20 protein-coding genes are annotated in these 20,246 nt (G+C 67.8%); 15 read left to right on the top strand and 5 right to left on the bottom strand.

The window, feature by feature from the left end:
- Positions 1-39: 39 nt before the first annotated feature.
- From OC184_RS09070 to OC184_RS09045, 6 genes are all read left to right on the top strand, one after another.
- Positions 40-255 (top strand): SlyX family protein, encoded by a 216-nt coding sequence (locus tag OC184_RS09070; protein WP_265506885.1) that lies wholly within the window; start codon positions 40-42, stop codon positions 253-255.
- A 144-nt stretch (positions 256-399) separates the two neighbouring features.
- Positions 400-1,692, top strand: coding sequence for an adenylosuccinate synthase (locus tag OC184_RS09065; protein WP_265506884.1), 1,293 nt, complete (start codon positions 400-402; stop codon positions 1,690-1,692).
- Between the two features lie 80 nt (positions 1,693-1,772).
- Positions 1,773-1,985, top strand: a complete 213-nt coding sequence (locus tag OC184_RS09060) for a DUF2842 domain-containing protein (protein WP_265506883.1) — start codon at positions 1,773-1,775, stop codon at positions 1,983-1,985.
- Positions 1,982-2,638: a thiamine diphosphokinase gene (locus OC184_RS09055; protein WP_265506882.1), complete on the top strand. Its 657-nt coding sequence runs from the start codon at positions 1,982-1,984 to the stop codon at positions 2,636-2,638. Before OC184_RS09060 ends, OC184_RS09055 begins: the two co-directional genes overlap by 4 nt.
- 61 nt (positions 2,639-2,699) lie before the next feature.
- Positions 2,700-3,833: a flavodoxin-dependent (E)-4-hydroxy-3-methylbut-2-enyl-diphosphate synthase gene (gene ispG / locus OC184_RS09050; protein ID WP_265506881.1), complete on the top strand. Its 1,134-nt coding sequence runs from the start codon at positions 2,700-2,702 to the stop codon at positions 3,831-3,833.
- Between the two features lie 73 nt (positions 3,834-3,906).
- Positions 3,907-4,506, top strand: coding sequence for a P-loop NTPase family protein (locus tag OC184_RS09045; protein WP_265506880.1), 600 nt, complete (start codon positions 3,907-3,909; stop codon positions 4,504-4,506).
- Here OC184_RS09045 and moaA read toward each other — a convergent pair.
- A complete protein-coding gene (gene moaA / locus OC184_RS09040; RefSeq protein WP_265506879.1) occupies positions 4,503-5,510 on the bottom strand; it encodes a GTP 3',8-cyclase MoaA in 1,008 nt (335 codons plus the stop codon). The genes OC184_RS09045 and moaA overlap by 4 nt on opposite strands.
- 119 nt (positions 5,511-5,629) lie before the next feature.
- On the opposite strand from moaA, the gene OC184_RS09035 reads away from it, so the two are divergent.
- Positions 5,630-6,118 carry a hypothetical protein gene (locus tag OC184_RS09035; RefSeq protein ID WP_265506878.1) on the top strand — a complete coding sequence of 163 codons (489 nt, stop codon included), beginning with the start codon at positions 5,630-5,632 and terminating at the stop codon, positions 6,116-6,118.
- Here OC184_RS09035 and OC184_RS09030 read toward each other — a convergent pair.
- Complete coding sequence (locus OC184_RS09030; RefSeq protein WP_265506877.1) at positions 6,106-6,747, bottom strand: DNA alkylation repair protein; 642 nt, start codon at positions 6,745-6,747, stop codon at positions 6,106-6,108. The genes OC184_RS09035 and OC184_RS09030 overlap by 13 nt on opposite strands.
- A gap of 113 nt (positions 6,748-6,860) precedes the next feature.
- Between OC184_RS09030 and aroA the strand changes: the two genes are divergently transcribed.
- Entirely contained in the window at positions 6,861-8,192 is a 1,332-nt protein-coding gene (aroA, locus tag OC184_RS09025; RefSeq protein ID WP_265506876.1) for a 3-phosphoshikimate 1-carboxyvinyltransferase, read from the top strand.
- Between the two features lie 17 nt (positions 8,193-8,209).
- Here aroA and OC184_RS09020 read toward each other — a convergent pair whose 3' ends face one another.
- Together OC184_RS09020 and OC184_RS09015 are read right to left on the bottom strand one after the other, a co-directional pair.
- Entirely contained in the window at positions 8,210-10,099 is a 1,890-nt protein-coding gene (locus tag OC184_RS09020; protein ID WP_265506875.1) for a propionyl-CoA synthetase, read from the bottom strand.
- Positions 10,100-10,289: 190 nt separating this feature from the next.
- Positions 10,290-12,569, bottom strand: coding sequence for an NADP-dependent malic enzyme (locus OC184_RS09015; RefSeq protein WP_265506874.1), 2,280 nt, complete (start codon positions 12,567-12,569; stop codon positions 10,290-10,292).
- A gap of 148 nt (positions 12,570-12,717) precedes the next feature.
- On the opposite strand from OC184_RS09015, the gene OC184_RS09010 reads away from it, so the two are divergent.
- The 6 genes from OC184_RS09010 (at position 12,718) to OC184_RS08985 (ending at position 18,194) form a co-directional block, all read left to right on the top strand.
- Positions 12,718-13,113, top strand: a complete 396-nt coding sequence (locus tag OC184_RS09010; protein ID WP_265506873.1) for a cytidine deaminase — start codon at positions 12,718-12,720, stop codon at positions 13,111-13,113.
- Complete coding sequence (locus OC184_RS09005; RefSeq protein ID WP_265506872.1) at positions 13,110-14,390, top strand: thymidine phosphorylase; 1,281 nt, start codon at positions 13,110-13,112, stop codon at positions 14,388-14,390. The genes OC184_RS09010 and OC184_RS09005 overlap by 4 nt, the downstream gene beginning before the upstream one ends.
- Entirely contained in the window at positions 14,387-15,565 is a 1,179-nt protein-coding gene (locus OC184_RS09000) for a phosphopentomutase (RefSeq protein WP_265506871.1), read from the top strand. The genes OC184_RS09005 and OC184_RS09000 overlap by 4 nt, the downstream gene beginning before the upstream one ends.
- Positions 15,562-16,521, top strand: a complete 960-nt coding sequence (locus OC184_RS08995; RefSeq protein ID WP_265506870.1) for an adenosine deaminase — start codon at positions 15,562-15,564, stop codon at positions 16,519-16,521. Before OC184_RS09000 ends, OC184_RS08995 begins: the two co-directional genes overlap by 4 nt.
- Complete coding sequence (upp, locus tag OC184_RS08990) at positions 16,521-17,150, top strand: uracil phosphoribosyltransferase (RefSeq protein ID WP_265506869.1); 630 nt, start codon at positions 16,521-16,523, stop codon at positions 17,148-17,150. Before OC184_RS08995 ends, upp begins: the two co-directional genes overlap by 1 nt.
- Positions 17,151-17,216: 66 nt before the next feature.
- Entirely contained in the window at positions 17,217-18,194 is a 978-nt protein-coding gene (locus OC184_RS08985; protein WP_265506868.1) for an SPOR domain-containing protein, read from the top strand.
- A 7-nt stretch (positions 18,195-18,201) separates the two neighbouring features.
- On the opposite strand, the gene hemE is transcribed toward OC184_RS08985, so the two are convergent.
- Entirely contained in the window at positions 18,202-19,230 is a 1,029-nt protein-coding gene (gene hemE, locus OC184_RS08980; protein ID WP_265506867.1) for a uroporphyrinogen decarboxylase, read from the bottom strand.
- 82 nt (positions 19,231-19,312) lie between these two features.
- Between hemE and hemC the strand changes: the two genes are divergently transcribed.
- Positions 19,313-20,242, top strand: a complete 930-nt coding sequence (gene hemC, locus OC184_RS08975; protein ID WP_265506904.1) for a hydroxymethylbilane synthase — start codon at positions 19,313-19,315, stop codon at positions 20,240-20,242.
- Positions 20,243-20,246 lie beyond the last annotated feature (4 nt).

The raw sequence follows: 20,246 nt of genomic DNA, 5'->3' as shown, positions 1-20,246 counted from the left end.
GGGCCGTATTCAGGCGCCGCTCTAACGGAAGGTGACGACATGGACAAGCAGCCCGACAGGCTCCACCAGATGGAAGAGGCGCTGGCCCACCTTGCGCGCCTGACCGAAGATCTGTCCGAGGTCATCGCCCGGCAGGATCGCGACATCGCGCGCCTGACCCATCGCCTGGACCTTCTGATGCGGGCCGAGGCAGAGCGTCAGGCCGACCAGACCGGCACAATCCCCTTGGCCGACCAGCGCCCGCCGCACTACTGACGCTTCACCTTTGCAAAAATACCCATGCAGGGGCCAATGTGCGTGATGCCGCCGGCGGGGCGCACCAAATCGCGCCTTCCCCCGCATCACCCGATGCGCTAGAGCCGGGACGAAAAACGGTTTCGGACAACGAAAGGATCGCTCATGGCCAATGTGGTGGTTGTCGGCGCGCAGTGGGGCGACGAGGGCAAGGGCAAGATCGTGGACTGGCTGTCGGAACGCGCCGACGTGATCGCGCGCTTCCAGGGCGGTCACAACGCGGGCCACACGCTGGTCATCGGCGACAAGGTCTTCAAGCTGTCGCTGCTGCCCTCGGGGATCGTGCGCGAAGACAAGCTGGCCGTGATCGGCAACGGCGTCGTGCTGGACCCCTGGGCCCTGTTTTCCGAGATCGACAAGCTGGCCGCGCAGGGCGTCAGGATCTCGACCGACAACCTGATGATTGCCGAAAACACGCCCCTGATCCTGCCTCTTCACCAGGACCTCGACAAGCTGCGCGAGGAAGCCGCCGGCAAGGCCAAGATCGGCACCACGGGCCGCGGCATCGGTCCCGCTTACGAGGACAAGGTTGGCCGCCGCACGATCCGCGTGGCGGACCTTGGCGATGAGGAGACGCTGGACGCGCGGCTCGACCGCCTGCTGGCCCATCACGACGCGCTGCGCCAAGGCCTGGGCGCCACGCCCATCGACCGTGCCGACCTGAAGGCGCGCCTGATGGAGATCGCGCCGAAACTGCTGCCCTACGCCCAACCCGTTTGGAAGATCATGGCCGACGCCCGCAAGGCCGGAAAGCGCATCCTGTTCGAGGGGGCGCAGGGCTCGCTGCTGGATATTGATTTCGGGACCTATCCCTATGTGACCTCCTCGACCACCATGTCGGGGATGGCGGCCAGCGGCACCGGCATGGGGCCGGGCGCGATCGGTTTCGTGCTGGGAATCGTCAAGGCCTATACGACCCGCGTCGGCGAGGGGCCTTTCCCGACCGAACTGAACGACGCCGACGGCCAGCGCCTGGGCGAGCGTGGGCATGAATTCGGCACCGTCACGGGGCGCAAGCGCCGCTGCGGCTGGTTCGACGCGGTCCTGGTGCGCCAGACCTGCGCGATCAGCGGCGTGAACGGCATCGCACTGACCAAGCTGGACGTGCTTGACGGATTCGAGACGCTGAAGATCTGCACCGGCTATGAGGTCGACGGCGTGCAGTACGACTATCTGCCCACCGCGGCGGCGCTTCAGGCGAAGGTGACGCCGATCTATGAAGAGATGGAGGGTTGGCAGGAATCGACCGCCGGCGCGCGCAGCTGGGCCGATCTGCCAGCCGCCGCGATCAAGTATGTCCGCCGGGTCGAAGAACTGATCCAGTGCCCCGTGGCGCTGCTGTCGACCAGCCCCGAGCGTGACGACACGATCCTGGTCACAGACCCCTTCGCCGACTGATTGCATCCCGCGACCTCCGGGGGACGTCCCGTCCCCCGGGCCCCCTGGGGGATATTTCCGGACCAAAGCAGGAGAGACCGATGAATCTGAAGACTCGCAAACGTCTGTCGATCCTGATCCTGGTTGTTGGGATGCCGCTCTATGTCGTGGCGGCGGTGACGCTGATGAATTGGCTGGATACGCGTTACGGCCGGCAGCCAATCTGGGTGGAGGTCGTCGTCTATGTCGTTCTGGGCGTCTTGTGGGCCTTGCCGTTCCGCCGGGTCTTCACGGGCGTCGGCAAGGGCGAATGATCTCTCGGCCCGTCCGCGATGGCAGGGGGGTGACCGTCATCGGCGGCGGCGCGGTGGGTCCTGCCGATCTGGCGGCCGCATTGGCGGTCGCGCCTGTGCTGGTTGCGGCTGACGGCGGGGCGGATCGCGCTTTGGCATTGGGGCATCCGCCCGACTGGGTCATCGGCGACCTCGACAGCATCTCGGGCGCGGCACGGCGGATGGTGCCGTCGGACCGGGTCATGCACGTCGCCGAACAGGACAGCACCGACTTCGTGAAGTGCCTGACCCGCATCTCGGCCCCGCTTGTCATGGCGGTGGGCTTTGCCGGGCTGCGGCTGGATCATACGCTGGCGGCGCTGACGGCGATCGTCGCGCCGGGTGCGCCGCGGGTCGTCATGCTGGCCCCGGATGATGTCGTCTTCGCCTGTCCGCCGCGCATGACGCTGCCGCTGATGCCGGGAACGCGGGTTTCGCTGTTCCCGATGGGACCGGCGCGCGGGACCAGCAGCGGGCTGGAGTGGCCGATCGAGGGGATCGAGTTCGCGCCGGGAGGACGAGTCGGGACGTCAAACCGGGCGACGGGTCTGGTGACGCTGCGGGTCGAGGGACAGATGCTGCTGATGCTGCCGCGAGACTGCCTTGGAACCGTGTTGACCGCGCTGGTCCAGTAAGGCGCCGGTTGTCGGGGCGGCCCGGATCGCCTATCTGGGGGACGAACCCCGGAGGCTGCCCATGTCGCTGAACCCGATCCGTCCCTGGCGCAACATCGAGCGTCGCAAGTCCCGCCAGATCATGGTCGGCAACGTCCCCGTCGGCGGCGACGCCCCGATCAGCGTGCAGACGATGACCAACACCGATGGCCACGACGTCCGCGCCACGCTGGACCAGGTCATCCGCGCGGCCGATGCGGGCGCCGACATCGTGCGGATCAGCGCGCCGGACCAGGAAACGACGCGGGCGTTGAAGGAAATCTGCCGGGAAAGCCCGGTGCCGATCGTCGCGGACATCCACTTCCACTACAAGCGCGCCATCGAGGCCGCCGAGGCTGGCGCCGCCTGTCTGCGCATCAACCCCGGCAACATCGGCGACGAAAGCCGCGTTCGAGAGGTCATCAAGGCCGCCCGCGACCACGGCTGTTCGATCCGCATCGGCGTCAACGCCGGATCGCTGGAGCGGCACCTGCTGGAGAAATACGGCGAGCCCTGCCCGGACGCGATGGTGGAATCGGGGCTGGATCACATCAAGATCCTGCAGGACAACGATTTTCACGAATTCAAGATCAGCGTGAAGGCCAGCGACGTCTTCCTGGCTGCGGCCGCCTATCAGCAGCTGGCCGAGGCGACGGATGCGCCGATCCATCTGGGCATCACCGAGGCCGGGGGCTTTGTCGGCGGCACGGTGAAATCGGCGATCGGCCTTGGCAACCTGCTGTGGATGGGCATTGGCGACACCATCCGCGTCAGCCTGTCCGCCGATCCGGTCGAGGAGGTCAAGGTCGGGTTCGAGATCCTCAAGTCGCTCGGCCTGCGGACGCGCGGCGTGCAGATCATCAGCTGCCCCAGCTGCGCCCGGCAGGGTTTCGACGTCATCAAGACCGTCGAGGTGCTGGAGAAGCGGCTGGAGCATGTGAAGACCCCGATGAGCCTGTCAATCATCGGCTGCGTCGTGAACGGACCCGGAGAGGCGCTGATGACAGACCTAGGCTTCACCGGCGGTGGGGCAGGGTCTGGCATGGTCTACATGGCCGGCAAGCAGAGCCACAAGATGTCGAACGACCAGATGATCGATCACATCGTGGAACTGGTCGAGGAACGGGCCCAGAAGCTGGAGGCCGAGGCCGCCGCTGATCAGACGGCCGCCGAATAGGCTCTCAGCGGGAACTTTCCCCGCAGTGATGACACTTCCTCACGGACATGTCAGAGTGTCCTGTGGAGGAAGCATGGTGACTGGACCCCGCGTCTTCGAACGGGTGATGATCATGGGCGGCTCTGGCGTGGGCAAGTCGCATCTGGCCCTGCGTCTGGCGGCGATCAGCGGGCTGCCGCGGTATCACATCGACCAGCTGAGCTGGCTGCCAGGCTTCGTTCACCGCACCACGGACGAGCTGGACCGGATGACGTCCGAAATCCACGCCACTGATCACTGGATCATCGAGGGTGGGCATTACGAAACCAGTCATGATCGTGCGAAGCGGGCTGATCTGCTGCTGGTCCTGGCGCCCAGCAGGCTGATGCAGGTGATGCAGATCATCCTGCGGTCGTGGCGATATTCGCGAATGATCAGGCCGGGCATGGCAGAGGGCTGCACACAGCGATTCGGCCCGCAGACGCTGTCGGCGGTCGAATATGCCCTGCGGTCGAACAGCTTTCACCTGGAACGCGCGCAAGCGGTGATGAACGCGTCGCCCCGACTAACAATCCGGCAATTGAGCTCCCGAGGAGAGATCAACCGCTTCATCTCTGGCTGCAGTCCAGTCGCAGGCCGACGCGGGTTTGTCATCGACGGGCACACCGGCGTACCGGTCCCGCACTGCGCCTAGCCGCCGGTATGGCTCATGTGGCGGGTCATCTGGCCGCCGACGGATTGGCGGGAATAGTCGAAGTCGTGGCCCTTCGGCTTGCGCGCGATGGCAGCGCGGATTGTCTCGCGCAGCGCCCGGTCGTCGGGGCTGGCCCGCAGGGGCGCGCGCAGGTCGGCGTTGTCCTCCTGGCCCAGACACATGAACAGCTCTCCGGTGCAGGTGACGCGGACGCGGTTGCAGCTTTCGCAGAAATTGTGGGTCAGCGGCGTGATGAAGCCGATCTTCTGGCCAGTTTCCTCCAACCGGACATAGCGGGCGGGGCCGCCGGTCCGTTCGGGCAGATCGGTCAGGGTGAAACGGCGGGCCAGTTGCGCGCGCAGGTCGGACAGCGGCCAGTACTGGTCCAGCCGGTCTTCCTCGCCCAGATCGCCCATGGGCATGACCTCGATGAAGGTCAGGTCGTGCCCCTCGTCGCCGCACCAGCGGACGAGGTCGAAGAGTTCCGCATCGTTGACCCCCTTCAGCGCGACGGTGTTGATCTTGACCCGCAGGCCTGCGGCGGTCGCGGCGTGGATACCTTCGAGCACCTGCGGCAGGCGGCCCCAGCGGGTGATCGCGGCGAACTTGTCGGGGTCCAGAGTGTCTAGCGAGACGTTGACCCGGCGCACGCCGATCCCGGCCAGTTCGGCGGCGTGGCGCGCCAGCTGGCTGCCGTTCGTGGTCAGCGTCAGCTCGTCCAGACCTTGGCCCAGATGGCGCGACACCTGACGGAAGAACCCCATGATGCCGCGCCTGACAAGCGGCTCGCCGCCTGTGATGCGCAGCTTGCGCACGCCTAGGCCGATGAACGCGGTGCACAGGCGGTCCAGTTCCTCCAGCGTCAGAAGATCGGCCTTGGGCAGGAACTGCATGTGCTCGGCCATGCAGTAGACGCAGCGGAAGTCGCAGCGGTCCGTGACCGACACCCGCAGATAGGTGATCGGGCGGGCGAAGGGGTCGATCAGGGGCGCGTGCATGTCCATTGGGTCAATCTAGGCGCGCGGACGCCTGCCGACAAGCGCGGTTGCGGTTTTCAGGGACGGTGGACGTTCCGGTCCGGGCGGGGCTAAGCTGGCGCGAACGACCCCAGCAGAGGCTTCCCATGCGCATCGCTTCCATCGCCCTGACCGCAGCCTGTGGCCTGATCCTGGTCGGCTGCAGCCAGATGGCGTCCATGCAGTCCCGGCCGGGCGCCGCCACGCCCGAAACGCCGCCCGCCACCGCCGCGACGGCCATCACCCGCGCCCCGGCGCCCCGGCCGGCGGCCCGAGCCACGCCTGCCCAACTGGACACCACCACGGCCGAGCAGCGCGCCGCGGCCGCCGAGGCTCCGGCGCAGGCCGAGCAGCGGCTTGGAACCACGGTCGGCTCGCTTGGCAACCCGGCCGAGGGCGGGTTCTGGATCAAGACGCCCCTGGTCGAGGAACGCGCCATGGGCCGGATCGTGAACCCCGCCACCGGCAAGTCCGCCAAGGTCGAACTGATCCCGCTGACCACTGGCGGCAGTGGCAGCCAGGTGTCGCTGCCCGCGCTGCAACTGCTGGACGTGCCGCTGACCGATCTGCCAACGCTGGAGGTCTATCGCTCCTGATCGTCTTGTGCGTCCCAGTCGGTGCGCCAGGTGGCGGCGCGGTCGGGATCGTGCTTGTCCAGATCGCGCAGCCAGCTGTCGACGGCCTGCCGGACCGCGCCGTTGCGGTCCCGCGACAGTTTAATCGCCCATGCCAGCACCCGTTCCCGCACGGCCCGGTCCGCCGGCTTGAGGTTGTTCATCCGCGCCCAGGGACCGGTCGCGACCAGCACCGCCCGTCGCAGCCACGGGTTCGCACCCGTCACCCAGGGCTCGATCTGGTCCAGCCGTTCGGGCACGGCCAGAAGCCTGCGCGAGGCGGCGGCCATGACCGCATCGCCGATCTCGGTCCCGTCGACGTCTGGCGCCCAATCCAGAATGGCCTGCCAGGCGCCGTCGTCGGGGCGCATGCGCGCCTGCACCAGCAGCCGCGCCGCGGCCAGCCGTGCCTCGTGGACATCGCTGTCCCACAGCGCCCGCGCCAGATCCACGCGGCCGTTGATGTCCAGCGCCGCACGCCATTCGGATGCCAGCGCCTCGATCCGCGCCGGGGGCACGCCCAGGGTCTCTCGGCCGGTCTTGTGCCTGGCGGCGGTGCGGGCGGCGCGGGTCACGTCGGCCTCGGCCCGAAGGCGTTCCAGTTCCTGCATGGTGTTCTCCTGCTGCTCGGCCCCTTCTAGGCAGGCGGGTGGCGGTCCTCAAGAAGGTGGTGGCAGGGCGGCGGCGGGCAAGCTAAAAGGCCCGCGAAACCACGAGGTAGCCCATGTCGCATTCCGTCGAACCCCGCCCGATGACCTCGCGCCGCTGCGGCCCGCTGAAGGGCTTGGCCCTGGTGCCGGGCGACAAGTCGATCAGCCACCGCGCGCTGATCCTAGGCGCGATGGCGGTGGGCGAGACGCGGATCACCGGCCTGCTGGAGGGGCAGGACGTTCTGGACACGGCCCGCGCCATGGTCGCCTTCGGCGCTCAGGTGACGCAGCACGGGCCTGGTGACTGGTCGGTCCACGGCGTGGGCGTCGGCGGCTTTCGTTCGCCCGAGGGGGTGATCGACTGCGGCAATTCCGGCACCGGCGTGCGGCTGATCATGGGTGCCATGGCCACGACGCCGATTACCGCGACCTTCACCGGCGACGCCAGCCTGTCGCGCCGGCCCATGGCACGGGTGACCGATCCGCTGGCGCAGTTCGGCGCCCGCATCACCACGCGGGAAGGCGGCCGCCTGCCCATCACCATAGAAGGGGCGCAGGACCCGGTGCCGGTCACGTATCGCACCCCCGTCGCCAGTGCGCAGATCAAGTCGGCGATCCTGCTGGCCGGGCTGAACGTCCCCGGCGACACGGTGGTTATCGAATCCGAGCCCACCCGCGATCACTCGGAACGGATGCTGACAGGCTTTGGCGCCGAAATCCGCACCGAGACCACGTCTGACGGCCACCGGATCACCCTGACGGGCCGTCCCGAGCTGCGCCCTCAACCCGTGGCGGTGCCACGCGACCCGTCCAGCGCGGCGTTCCCGGTGGCGGCGGCGCTGATCGTGCCCGGGTCCGAAATCCGCGTGCCGGGCGTCAGCCGGAACCCGACGCGCGACGGGCTCTATGTCACGCTGTTGGAGATGGGCGCCGACATCACGTTCGAGAACACCCGCGAAGAGGGCGGAGAGCCCGTTGCCGACCTGGTGGTGCGGCACGGCCCGCTGAAGGGCGTCAGAGTCCCGGCCGCGCGTGCCGCCAGCATGATCGACGAATTTCCGATCCTGTCGGTCATCGCCAGCTTTGCCGAGGGTCCGACCGTCATGAACGGCGTGTCGGAACTGCGGGTCAAGGAAAGCGATCGCATCGACGCGATGGCCAAGGGGCTGCGGGCCAACAGTGTCGAGGTCGAGGACACGGCCGACAGCATGACCGTCCACGGCATGGCGCGCGTTCCGGGCGGCGGGCAGGCGGTGACCCACCTGGATCACCGCATCGCCATGAGCTTCCTGGTCCTCGGCATGGCCACCGAACATCCTGTCGGCATAGACGATGCCGGGCCGATCACCACGTCCTTCCCGGATTTCGTGCCGCTGATGACGCGGCTGGGGGCGGAGCTGGCCTGATCCGCCCCGCCGGCGCTTCAGCCGCGCGGGTAGCCGACCGTCGCCAGAGAGGCGCGGATCTCGTCCAGGATCGCCGGATCGTCGATGGTCGCGGGCATCTTGAAGTCCTCTCCATCGGCGATCCTGGCCATGGTGGCGCGCAGGATCTTCCCCGACCGGGTCTTGGGCAGGCGGTCCACCACGCAGGCCGTCTTGAAGGCCGCAACGGGGCCGATCTGGTCGCGCACCATGGCCACGACCTCGGCCACGACCTGCGACGGATCTGCTTCGGCGCCCTTCTTCAGGCACAGAAGCCCCACGGGCGCCTGACCCTTCAGCGGGTCCGCCACACCGATGACCGCGCATTCCGCCACGGCGGGATGAGAGGCCAGAACCTCCTCCATTCCGCCGGTGGACAGACGATGGCCCGCGACGTTGATGACATCGTCCGTCCGCGCCATGATGTAGACGTAGCCGTCCTCATCGACGTAGCCAGCGTCGCCGGTTTCGTAATAGCCGGGGAAATGGTCCAGATAGGCCTTGCGGAACCGATCCTCGGCATTCCACAGCGTCGGCAGGGTGCCTGGCGGCAGGGGCAGGCGGATGGCGATGGCGCCAAGCGTGCGGGGCGCGACGGGATGGCCGGCCTCGTCCAGGACCTGCACGTCATAGCCGGGCATGGGCAGGGTCGGGCTACCCTTCTTGACCGGCAGAAGTTCGATCCCGAACGGGTTGGCGGCGATTGCCCAACCCGTCTCGGTCTGCCACCAGTGGTCGATGACCGGGACATTCAGCCGATCCTCGCACCAGGTGATGGTGTCGGGATCGGCACGCTCGCCCGCAAGGAACAGCGCCTGCAGCGATGACAGATCGTGCTGCGCGACCAGCTTTCCCTGGGGGTCCTCGCGCTTGACGGCGCGGATGGCGGTGGGGGCGGTGAAGAAGCTTTTCACCTTGTGGTCCGCGATCACCCGCCAGAAGGTGCCGGCGTCGGGGGTGCCGACGGGCTTGCCTTCGAAGATCACGGTGGTCGCGCCGGCGATCAGCGGGCCATAGACGATATAGCTGTGGCCGACGACCCAACCCACATCGGAGGCGACCCAGAAGACGTCGCCCGGCCCAATGCCATAGATGTGGGGCACGCTCCAAGCGAGGGCGACAAGGTGGCCGGCCGAATGACGGACCACGCCCTTCGGCTGGCCCGTCGTGCCCGAGGTATAGAGGATATAGGCCGGATGATTCCCCTCGACCGGGACGCAGTCGACCGGATCGGCGGCGGCCACGGCATCCTTCCAATCCAGATCGCGGCCCTCCGTCATGTCGGCGCGGCATTCGGGGCGCTGGAAGACGATGGTGACATCCGGCTTGTGCGTCGCCTCGGCGATGGCGCGGTCCATCAGCGGCTTGTAGGCGACGGTGCGTCCCGGCTCCAATCCGCAAGAGGCCGCGATGATCGCGCGGGGGCGGGCGTCGTCGATGCGAACCGCAAGCTCGTGCGCGGCGAAACCGCCGAAGACGACCGAGTGGATGGCGCCGATCCGGGCGCAGGCCAGCATCGCTTGCAGCGCCTCGGGTATCATCGGCATGTAGATGATGACGCGGTCGCCCTTGCCGATGCCCCGCGCCGCCAGCACCCCTGCCAGCCGCGCCACGCGGTCCTGGAGTTCCGAATAGGTCAGGCGGCTGACGCTGTCCGTCATCGGGCTGTCGTGGATGACCGCCAGCCGGTCACCGTGGCCCGCCTGAACATGCCGGTCGATGGCGTTCCAGCAGGTGTTGACCATACCGTCGGCGAACCATTCGCCGGCCGGACCCTGGTCGAAGAAAGCGCGGCTTGGCGGGCTGTCCCAGTCTATGGCCTCGGCGGCCTTCATCCAGAACGCCTCGGGGTCCTGTTGCCAGCCTGCTTGAATGTCGCGGTAACCCATCTCATCCTCCCCATGGATGACGATTTGTTACGAAGCGGGTTGCGCTCAGGCAACCTTGTTAGCGGGAGCGGGCGCGCGCGTTCTGCAACATCTTCCCCTTGAAGGCCAGGCATTTTGCAAACCTTGCAGCGCAGCAAAGCGGGCTTTGCTGCGCTGCAAGGTTTGCAGAACTGTCGCGTCGGCTAGCGAATCACCCGTAATGGGCGACGGGCGTTCCGGCCAGGACGCTCATGTTTAGAAGGCCCCGGGTCGTGATCGAGGGGGTGACGATATGGGCGCGGTTGCCCATGCCCATCAGGATCGGCCCGACCTCCAGCCCGCCGGCCCGCATCTTCAGCGCGTTCCTGACGCCCGAGGCCGCGTCGGTGCCGGCAAAGACCAGCACGTTCGCCACGCCCGTCAGGCGGGAGTTCGGGAAGATCCGCGCCCGCAGTTCCGGGTCCAAGGCGGCGTCGACATGCATCTCGCCGTCATACATGAAGTCCGGTTCCCGCGCGTCAAGAAGCGCCAGCGCCTCGCGCATCTTGCGCCCCGATGGGCTGTCGGTGTTTCCGAACTGCGAGTGGCTGCAGAGCGCGATCTGCGGCGTCAGTCCAAAGCGGCGGACGTGGCGCGCGGCACCCATCACGGCCTCGGCCACCTGCTGTGGCGTGGGGTCGTTGTGGCATTGCGTGTCGGAGATGAACAGCGGGCCTTCTTCCAGAATGATCATCGACAGCGCGCCGACAGGGTGCAGGCCGTCGCGCGCCAGGATCTGGCGGACATATTGCAGGTGCCAGCTGTACTGACCGAACGTGCCACAGATCAGGCTGTCGGCTTCGCCCCGGTGGACCATGACCGCGCCGATGGCGGTGGTGTTCGTGCGCATGATCGCGCGGGCGATGTCGGGGCTGACGCCGCGGCGCTCCATCAGCTTGTGATAGGTTTCCCAATAGTCGCGATAGCGGGGGTCGTTTTCAGGGTTCACGATCTCGAAGTCGCGTTCCGGCCGGATCGGCAGGCCGGCCCGTTCGGCGCGCACGGCAATGACCTCGGGGCGGCCGATCAGGATCGGGACGTCGGTGGTCTCCTCCAGCATGGCGTTGGCGGCGCGCAGGACGCGCTCGTCCTCGCCCTCGGCGAAGACGATGCGGCGGGTCACGGTGGCGGCGGCGTCGAAGACCGGCCGCATGATCAGCGCCGAGCGGAAGACCGAACTGTCAAGCTTTTGCTTGTAGGCCGCCAGGTCCTCAAGCGGCCGCGTCGCGACGCCGGTTTCCATCGCCGCGCGGGCGACGGCGCTGCTGACGACGCCGACCAGACGCGGGTCGAAGGGCTTGGGGATCAGATAGTCCGGCCCGAAGGTCAGCGTCTCGCCGCGGTAGGCGGCGGCGGCCTCGGCGGCAGTGGTGGCGCGGGCGAGTGCGGCGATGCCCTCGATGCAGGCGATCTTCATCTCGTCGTTGATCGTGGTCGCGCCCACGTCCAGCGCGCCGCGGAAGATGAACGGAAAGCAGAGAACGTTGTTCACCTGGTTCGGAAAGTCGCTGCGGCCGGTGGCGATGATCGCATCCGGGCTGACGGCACGCGCAGACTCGGGGTCGATTTCTGGGTTGGGGTTCGCCAGCGCGAAGATGATCGGGCGGGCTGCCATGCGGCCCACCATCTCGGGCGTCAGGACGCCGGGGCCGGACAGGCCCAGGAACAGGTCGGCGCCGTCGATCACGTCCGACAGCGTGCGCTTGTCGGTGGCCTGTGCATAGGCGGCCTTCTGCGGGTTCATGTCGGCCTCGCGCCCCTCATGCACCAGACCGTGGATGTCGCAGAGCCACACGTTCTCGCGCCGCACCCCCAGCTTCAGCAGCATGTCCAGGCAGGCGATCCCCGCCGCGCCGCCGCCGGTGGAAACAATCTTGATGTCCTCGAATCGCTTGCCGGCGATGCGCAGGGCGTTGGTCGCGGCGGCGCCGACGACGATGGCGGTGCCGTGCTGGTCGTCGTGGAAGACCGGGATGTTCATCCGCTCGCGGCAGATCTTCTCGACGATGAAGCAGTCGGGGGCCTTGATGTCTTCAAGGTTGATCGCGCCGAAGGTCGGCTCGAGAGCGCAGACGATCTCGGCCAGCTTTTCGGGGTCGGGCTGGTTCACCTCGATGTCGAAGCAGTCGATGTTGGCGAACTTCTTGAAGAGGACCGCCTTGCCCTCCATCACCGGCTTCGAGGCCAGGGCCCCGATATTGCCCAGCCCCAATACGGCGGTCCCGTTCGAGACGACGGCGACAAGGTTTCCGCGGCTGGTATAGCGGGCGGCCGTGCTGGGGTCGGCCTTGATCTCGAGGCAGGCTTCGGCGACGCCGGGGGAATAGGCGCGCGACAGGTCTCGGCCGTTCGCCATCGGCTTGGTCGCCCGGATCTCGAGCTTACCGGGCCTGGGGAACTCGTGATAATCCAATGCGGCCTGGCGCGCGCTGTCCTGCCTGCGGTCTTCCATTTCTGCCCTCCGGTTTCGGAATTGGTTCACCGTTAAACCATTCCCCAAGCGGCGAACAGCGGCTAGTTGCGCATGGCCCTTGTGCGGCCCGTCTTGCACGTGCAGCCCGACAGGCGCAGATTGACATGAAACGCGAACGAGGGGTCCAATGACGTCATTGCTGGATGAGGCGCGCGCCGTGCGCGAAAGGGCCTATGTGCCCTATTCCAAGTTCAAGGTCGGCGCCGCGATCCGGGGCGCCTCGGGGCAGGTCTATCGCGGCTGCAACGTCGAGAACGTGGCCTATCCCGAAGGCACCTGCGCCGAGGCGGGCGCCATCGCCGCCATGGTCGCCGCCGGAGAGACGGTGCTGGTCGAGGTCGCCGTCATCGCTGACAGCCCCAGCCCCGTGCCCCCCTGCGGTGGCTGCCGTCAGAAACTGGCCGAGTTCGGGGCCGCCGACGTTCCCGTGACACTGGCCACCACCGACGGTGGCAGTCAGCAGACCACCGTCGGCGCATTGCTTCCCGGCCGCTTCGACGCAGGCCACATGGCGCGCGCATGACGGATCCGCGCCCCGTCATCGCCTCGATCCGCGACGGTCGCGGTCTAGACGGACCAGGGGCCGCGCTGATCGCGCAAGGGCTGGCTGACGGATCGGTCAGCGATGCGCAGGCGGGGGCCTTCGCCATGGCGGTTCTGACCAAGGGGGTCGGCACCAGGGGCCGGGTCGCGCTGACTCGTGCAATGCGCGATTCTGGGCATGTGCTGCAATGGGACCTGCCGGGGCCCGTGGTGGACAAGCATTCGACCGGCGGCATCGGCGACACCGTCAGCCTGGTGCTGGCGCCGCTGCTGGCGGCGCGGGGCTGCTTCGTGCCGATGATCTCGGGGCGTGGGCTGGGCCATACCGGGGGCACGCTGGACAAGCTGGAGGCGATCCCCGGCTTTGTCTGCGAACAGCCCGAGGATGACCTGCGCCGCATCGTCCGCCAGGTCGGCTGCGCGATTGTGTCGCCGACGGGCGACGTGGTGCCGGCGGACCGGCGGCTCTATGCGATCCGCGACGAATCCGGGACGGTCGAGTCGATTGACCTGATCACGGCCTCGATCCTGTCGAAGAAGCTGGCGGCGGGGCTGGACGCGCTGGTCCTCGACGTCAAGGCGGGGTCCGGGGCGATCCTGAAAAAGCCCGACAGCGCCGCCCGTCTGGCGCAGGCGCTGGTGGAAACCGCAAACGGGGCAGGATGTCCGACGACGGCGCTGATTACCGACATGGACCAGCCGCTGGCCCGCAGCGCCGGAAACGCGTTGGAGGTGGCCGAGGCGATCCGCGTCCTGCGCGGAGAGCAGGGGGCGCTTCGCGACCTGACACTGGCTTTGGCCGCCGAGTGCCTGGCGCTGGCGGGGCAGCCTGTGGCGGGGCTGGAGGCGATGCTGGACGGCGGCGCCGCGGCCGATGTCTTTGGCCGCATGGTGGCGGCTCAGGGCGGGCCGCACGACCTGATCGACCGGCCCGAGGTGCATCTGCGGACCGCGCCGGTGGTTCGGCCCGTGCCTGCCCCCGCAGGCCGCGTCGGCCGCATCGACGTGACGGCGCTTGGCCATGCGGTGCTGGCGCTCGGCGGCGGCCGCCTGCGTGCGGGCGAACGGATCGACCACGCGGTCGGCCTGGACCGGATGGCGAAGCTTGGCGAAGCGGTCGGTCCGGACCGTCCGCTGGCGATGGTGCACGCCGCCGACGACACCGCGGCAGAGGTCGCCATCGCCGCTGTTCAGGCTGCCTATGTCTTGGGCGATACCGGCCCCGGCCCTCTGATCCGCGACAGGATCACCGCATGAACCGCGCCTTCCTGATCGTCATGGACAGCGTCGGCATCGGCGGCGCCCCTGATGCCGACCGCTTCTTCAACGCCGGCCTGCCGGACACCGGAGCAAATACCGTGGCCCATATCGGGCAGTCGCGCGGGCTGCACATGCCGGTGCTGGACGGGCTGGGCTTGGGCGCTGCGGTCCGGCTGGCTTCGGGGGACGACACTCCGGGGCTGACGGCCGAGCCGCAGGGTCTCTGGGGCGCCGCGACCGAAACATCGCCCGGCAAGGACACCCCTTCGGGGCATTGGGAGATTGCTGGCGTCCCGGTCCCCTGGGACTGGACCTACTTTCCCGACCGGCGGCCCGCTTTTCCGCCGGAGGTCACTGCCCGCATCTGCCAGCTGGCGGGCACCGATGGCATCCTGGCAAACTGCCACGCCTCGGGGACCGAGGTGATCGACGACTTCGGCGCCCGGCATCTGCAGACCGGCCGGCCGATCTGCTATACCTCGGTCGACAGCGTCCTGCAGATCGCCGCGCACGAGGACGCGTTCGGCCTCGACCGGCTGATCGTTCTCTGCCGCGACTTGGCGCCCATGCTGCACGACATGCGGGTCGGCCGCGTGATCGCGCGGCCCTTCGTCGGAGAACCGGGTGCCTTCCGCCGCACGCCCCATCGCCGCGACTTCGCCATCGCGCCCCCCGGCGACACGATCCTGGACATCGCCCACAAGGCCGGGCGCGTGACCCATGCCATCGGCAAGATCGGCGACATCTTCAGCCATCGCGGCATCACCCACCTGCACAAGGGCGGTGACGACGCGGCGCTGGCCGAGCATCTGGTCACGCTGGGGCAAGAGGCCGAACCGGGCAGCCTGACCTTCGCCAACTTCGTCGAGTTCGACACCAATTTCGGCCATCGCCGCGATATTGATGGCTATGCCCGCCAATTGGAATGGTTCGACGGGGTCGCGGGGCGGTTTCTCGCGACGCTGAAGCCGGGCGACCTGGCCATCTTCACCGCCGATCACGGCAACGACCCCAGCTGGCGCGGCACGGATCACACCCGCGAACGCGTCCCGGTGCTGGCCCATGGGGCGGGGGCGCGCCGCGTCGGTCTGGTCGGCTACAGTGATATCGGCGCCTCGGTCATGGCGCATCTGGGCCTGCCGGCGCCCGCGCACGGAGAGAGTTTCCTGTGAAGACGATCGAACTGCACCTGCACCTGGAAGGGGCCGCGCCGCCCAAATTCATCAGGTCGATTGCGGCCGAGAAGCACGCCGACCTGTCCGGCGTTTTCGATGCCCGCGGCAACTATGCCTATGGTGACTTCGCTGGGTTCTTGCGCTGCTACGAGGCGGCAACAAGCGTTCTGACCACACCGCGCGACTATGCCCGCCTGCTGGCCGAGGTTCTGGAGCGCTGCGCCGAGGAAGGCGTCATCTATGCCGAGCTGTTCGTCTCGCCAGAGTTCTGCGGCGGCGGCGACCTGTCCGCATGGCGCGATTACCTGGCCGCGATGGAGGAGGTGGCAGGACAGGCGCGCGAAGCCGGCATCGACAGCCGCGGCATCGTTACGCCGATCCGACATTTCGGCCCCGAACGGGCGCGCAAGTCCGCGATTTGCGCGGCCGAAACCGCCGGCGGCTGGATCACCGGGTTGGGCATGGGCGGCGCCGAACAGGTGGGCCATGCAACCGACTTCGCGTGGAGCTTCGATTGCGCGAAAGAGGCCGGGCTGGGGCTGACCTGCCACGCCGGGGAATGGGGAGGCCCCGACAGCATCCGCGCCGCATTGGATCTGGGCTGCACCCGCATCGGTCACGGTGTTCGCGCGATCGAGGACCCGGCGTTGGTTCGCGACCTGGACGACCGCGGCATCACGCTGGAGGTCTGCCCGGGATCGAATATCGCGCTTGGTTTCTATCCCGACTGGCCGTCGCATCCGATCGCTCGACTGGCGGATGCGGGTGTGCGCGTCACGGTCTCGACCGACGACCCGCCGTTCTTCCACACGACGATGCGTCATGAATACGATCGGCTTGCCACCAGTTTTGGCTGGGGCGATACCGAGTTCCGGCAGATCAACCTCTGGGCCGCCGAGGCCGCCTTCTGCGACACGGCCACCCGGGAACGGCTGAAAAAGGAATACGCCTGATGCAACACCTGACCATTGTCGATCACCCGCTTGTCAGCCACAAGCTGTCGATCATGCGCCAGAAGGACGTCTCGACCGCCGGCTTCCGCCGCCTGCTGCGAGAGATCAGCCTGCTTCTGGCCTATGAGGTGACGCGAGAGCTGGAACTGACGACGACCCGGATCGAGACGCCCCTGCAAGAGATGGACGCCCCGACGCTGGAAGGGAAGAAGCTGGCCCTGATCTCGATCCTGCGGGCGGGGAACGGCCTTCTGGACGGCATCCTCGAACTGATTCCCGGCGCGCGCGTCGGCTTCATCGGCCTTTACCGCGACCCCGAGACGCTGCGGCCCGTCGAATATTACTGCAAGGTCCCGTCTGCCTTGGACGCCCGCATGACCATCGTGGTCGATCCAATGCTGGCCACGGGCAATTCCTCGGTCGCGGCGATCGACATGCTGAAGGCGCGTGGAGCCAGGAACCTGCGTTTCCTGTGCCTTCTCGCCGCGCCCGAAGGGGTCGAGCGGATGCGCGAGGCGCATCCCGATGTGCCGATCTTCACCGCCGCGCTGGACGAACGCCTGGATGATCACGGGTATATCGTGCCGGGTCTGGGCGATGCGGGCGACAGGATGTTCGGAACGAAATGACCGCCCGTTAACCGCCGCTTCAAGGTTCTGCGCTAGGTCTGGCGCAGGACAACTGACGGGTGGCAGATGACGGTGAAGTTGCGGTTCTTGGCGTTCATGATGCTGGGCGGGGCGGCCTCGGCGGCGCCGGTCCCGCCGCCACCGCAGGATTATCAGGGCGGGCAGTATATCGACGGGCAGGGCTGCGTGTTCACGCGGGCCGGATCGGACTGGTCGGCGCGGACCGACGGGGCGGGCCAACCGCTCTGCGGCTTTCCCCCCAGCCTCGACGCGCGGCGCACCGATCCGGAAGCCGATCGCGTGTTGCCGCTGACCCGGACCGAGGTTCCGGCCGATCCCCAGACGCTGCTGATGGAGCAGCTGTCGCAAGAGCTGCGATCCGGTGAATGGGCAAGCGATCCTGCCGCCCCGCAACAGCGCGCCGCGCCCGAACCGGCACGCCGGCCTGACCCGATGAGCGATGTCCTGCGCGACGCGCTGGCCGCGGCGCCTTCGATGCGTGCCGCGGCGGGGCTTTCGGCCTCGCCCGAGCTTTGTGCCCGGCTGGGGTATAAGGCACCGGCAGATGCAGACGCGCAATCGCCGGGGCTGGGGCTGTGTCCGGGGATGCAGGCGGGACCGACGATGGCTGCGATCCCCGCGGCGACGACCGAACCCGCGCCCCAACCGAAGCGGCAGACTGCGGTGCAGACGCCATCCGCACCCAAGCACGCGCCTACGGTCCGTCAGCAGCCAGCCGCTCAAGCGGCCGCTGTAGTTGCGTCACGCCGGACCCAGCCTGCACGGAAGCCCGAAGCCGGACCCGAGATGATCCCGCCCACTGCGCGTTATGTCCAAGTCGGCGCCTACGCCGATGGCGACAATGCCATGATCGTCCTGCGCGCTCTGGCGGCGCGCGGCTATCCGACAGGGCAAGCGCGCAGTCGCGCGAAGACCGGCCCGATGCGGGTCATCATGGCGGGTCCCTTTGCCGATCGTCAGGCTCTGATCAGGGCGCTGAACGACCTGCGTGCCAACGGCTATCCAGGGGCGGTCGCACGCTGAGGTGACCTCAGGCGCTGCGGACAGCGTCGATCATCCGCGCGACGTTGTCAGGATCGGCATCGGGGGTGATGCCGTGGCCCAAGTTGAAGACATGGGGACCGCCGCGGAAGCTACGGGTGATCCGCTGCGCCTCGGCCACCAGTGTCGGCCCGCCGGCGACCATATGGCGAGGGTCGAGGTTGCCTTGCACGCAGCCGTCGACCTGGACATGCTCGGCTGCCCATTCGGCTGGAACCGAGTTGTCCAGTGCGACGCAATCCGCCCCCGTGGCCTTGGCAAAACCGGCATACCGATCGCCCGCCTCGCGGGGGAACGCGATGATCGGGACCAAAGGATGACGCTCTTTCAAAGCCGCGATAATCTTGCGTGCAGGAGCAAGGGCAAAGTCGTCGAAGTCTGCGCCGCGCAGGCTGCCTGCCCAGCTGTCAAACAGCTTCACGACCTCGGCACCTGCCTCGATCTGTCGCGACAGATAGTGGATGGTGGCTTCCGTGATCAGGTCCATTAGGTGGACGAAGGTCTGGCGGTCACCGTCCTTCAGCGCATGGGCGGGGCCCTGATCCTTGGTGCCGCGGCCGGCAATCATGTAGGTCGCGACGGTCCAGGGCGCACCCGCGAAGCCGATCAGCGTCGTCTCGGGCGGCAGCTCGGTCGAGAGGATGCGCAGCGTCTGGTAGATCGGCGACAGACGCTCGTCGATGTCGTCCGCAGGCTTCAACTGCTTCAGATCGGCGGCCGAAGTGACCGTCGATAGGCGCGGCCCCTCTCCGGTCACGAACCACAGGTCGGCCCCAAGCGCCTGCGGCACCAGAAGGATATCGGCAAAAAGAATCGCTGCATCGAATCCATAGCGCCGGATGGGCTGAAGAGTCACCTCGGCCGCCAGCTCCGGGTTGTAGCACAGCGACAGAAAGTCCCCGGCCTGGGCGCGGGTGGCGCGGTATTCGGGCAGATAGCGACCGGCCTGCCGCATCATCCAGATCGGCGGGGTGGGCAATGTCTCGCCGGCCAAGGCACGCAGCAGCAATTTCGTCATGTCGCCTCCTGCGCCCCTTGAAGGCGAGGCAACGGACGTTGTCAAGCGCGCGCCCGCCAGCTATGCGGTGGCCATGAAACAGATGCCCGACACCTCCCGCCCGCTGCGGATCGGAACACGCGGATCGGTCCTGGCTCTTGCCCAGGCCCACGAGACCCGCGACCGGCTGATGGCCGCGCATTCCCTGCCTGCCGAAGCGTTCCAGATCGTGCCGATCAAGACGACCGGCGACCGGGTCACGGACCGCCCGCTGAAGGAAATTGGTGGCAAGGGCCTGTTCACGCGAGAGATCGAGGAGGCCTTGGCGGACGGGGCAATCGACATCGCCGTGCATTCGATGAAGGACATGCCGACCCTGCAGCCCGAAGGCCTGGTGATCGACTGCCTTCTTCCGCGCGAGGATGTCCGGGATGCCTTTGTCAGCCCCCACGTCACGTCGATCGCCGATCTGCCGCAGGGTGCGGTGGTCGGATCATCCAGCCTGCGCCGTCGGGCCCAACTGGCGCATCGCCGTCCCGACCTTTGCCTGGTCGAGTTCCGGGGCAACGTCCAGACGCGGATGCGCAAGCTGGACGAAGGTGTTGCGACGGCGACCTTCCTTGCCATGGCCGGCCTCAACCGGCTGAACATGGCCGATGTCGCACGCAGCGCCATTGACCCTGCCGAGATGCTTCCTGCCGTCGCTCAGGGGGCCATCGGCATCGAGCGGCGGCAGGACGATGTCGTCGTCGAGATGCTGTTGGCGTCCATCCATGATCCGCAGACGGGGTTCCGCATCGCGGCCGAGCGGGCGTTCCTGGCCCGGCTCGATGGGTCATGTCAGACGCCCATCGCGGGTTTGGCCGAGATTTCGGGGCCGACGATGACGCTGCGGGGCGAGATCCTGCGCCCCGACGGCAGCGCGGTCGTCGCCGCGATGCGGGAAGGGGTCGTGGCCGATGGCCCCGCCATAGGCGACGACCTCGCGCGTGAACTGCTGGGACGCGCCGGTCCAGGCTTCATGGAGATCTGAACCG

Origin of the sequence: Paracoccus rhizosphaerae (assembly GCF_026162645.1) — a bacterium.
Classification (GTDB): Bacteria; Pseudomonadota; Alphaproteobacteria; order Rhodobacterales; family Rhodobacteraceae; genus Paracoccus; species Paracoccus rhizosphaerae.
Note: the sequence above shows the minus strand (reverse complement) of the source record. Positions and strands in the feature narration are given on the sequence as shown.

What these genes read in the sequence shown, in the direction of transcription:
- OC184_RS09070 (WP_265506885.1), top strand. Translation starts at nt 40, where the DNA reads ATGGACAAGCAGCCCGACAGGCTCCACCAGATGGAAGAGGCGCTGGCC.
- OC184_RS09065 (WP_265506884.1), top strand. Translation starts at nt 400, where the DNA reads ATGGCCAATGTGGTGGTTGTCGGCGCGCAGTGGGGCGACGAGGGCAAG.
- OC184_RS09060 (WP_265506883.1), top strand. Translation starts at nt 1,773, where the DNA reads ATGAATCTGAAGACTCGCAAACGTCTGTCGATCCTGATCCTGGTTGTT.
- OC184_RS09055 (WP_265506882.1), top strand. Translation starts at nt 1,982, where the DNA reads ATGATCTCTCGGCCCGTCCGCGATGGCAGGGGGGTGACCGTCATCGGC.
- ispG (WP_265506881.1), top strand. Translation starts at nt 2,700, where the DNA reads ATGTCGCTGAACCCGATCCGTCCCTGGCGCAACATCGAGCGTCGCAAG.
- OC184_RS09045 (WP_265506880.1), top strand. Translation starts at nt 3,907, where the DNA reads ATGGTGACTGGACCCCGCGTCTTCGAACGGGTGATGATCATGGGCGGC.
- moaA (WP_265506879.1), bottom strand. Translation starts at nt 5,510, where the DNA reads ATGGACATGCACGCGCCCCTGATCGACCCCTTCGCCCGCCCGATCACC.
- OC184_RS09035 (WP_265506878.1), top strand. Translation starts at nt 5,630, where the DNA reads ATGCGCATCGCTTCCATCGCCCTGACCGCAGCCTGTGGCCTGATCCTG.
- OC184_RS09030 (WP_265506877.1), bottom strand. Translation starts at nt 6,747, where the DNA reads ATGCAGGAACTGGAACGCCTTCGGGCCGAGGCCGACGTGACCCGCGCC.
- aroA (WP_265506876.1), top strand. Translation starts at nt 6,861, where the DNA reads ATGTCGCATTCCGTCGAACCCCGCCCGATGACCTCGCGCCGCTGCGGC.
- OC184_RS09020 (WP_265506875.1), bottom strand. Translation starts at nt 10,099, where the DNA reads ATGGGTTACCGCGACATTCAAGCAGGCTGGCAACAGGACCCCGAGGCG.
- OC184_RS09015 (WP_265506874.1), bottom strand. Translation starts at nt 12,569, where the DNA reads ATGGAAGACCGCAGGCAGGACAGCGCGCGCCAGGCCGCATTGGATTAT.
- OC184_RS09010 (WP_265506873.1), top strand. Translation starts at nt 12,718, where the DNA reads ATGACGTCATTGCTGGATGAGGCGCGCGCCGTGCGCGAAAGGGCCTAT.
- OC184_RS09005 (WP_265506872.1), top strand. Translation starts at nt 13,110, where the DNA reads ATGACGGATCCGCGCCCCGTCATCGCCTCGATCCGCGACGGTCGCGGT.
- OC184_RS09000 (WP_265506871.1), top strand. Translation starts at nt 14,387, where the DNA reads ATGAACCGCGCCTTCCTGATCGTCATGGACAGCGTCGGCATCGGCGGC.
- upp (WP_265506869.1), top strand. Translation starts at nt 16,521, where the DNA reads ATGCAACACCTGACCATTGTCGATCACCCGCTTGTCAGCCACAAGCTG.
- OC184_RS08985 (WP_265506868.1), top strand. Translation starts at nt 17,217, where the DNA reads ATGACGGTGAAGTTGCGGTTCTTGGCGTTCATGATGCTGGGCGGGGCG.
- hemE (WP_265506867.1), bottom strand. Translation starts at nt 19,230, where the DNA reads ATGACGAAATTGCTGCTGCGTGCCTTGGCCGGCGAGACATTGCCCACC.
- hemC (WP_265506904.1), top strand. Translation starts at nt 19,313, where the DNA reads ATGCCCGACACCTCCCGCCCGCTGCGGATCGGAACACGCGGATCGGTC.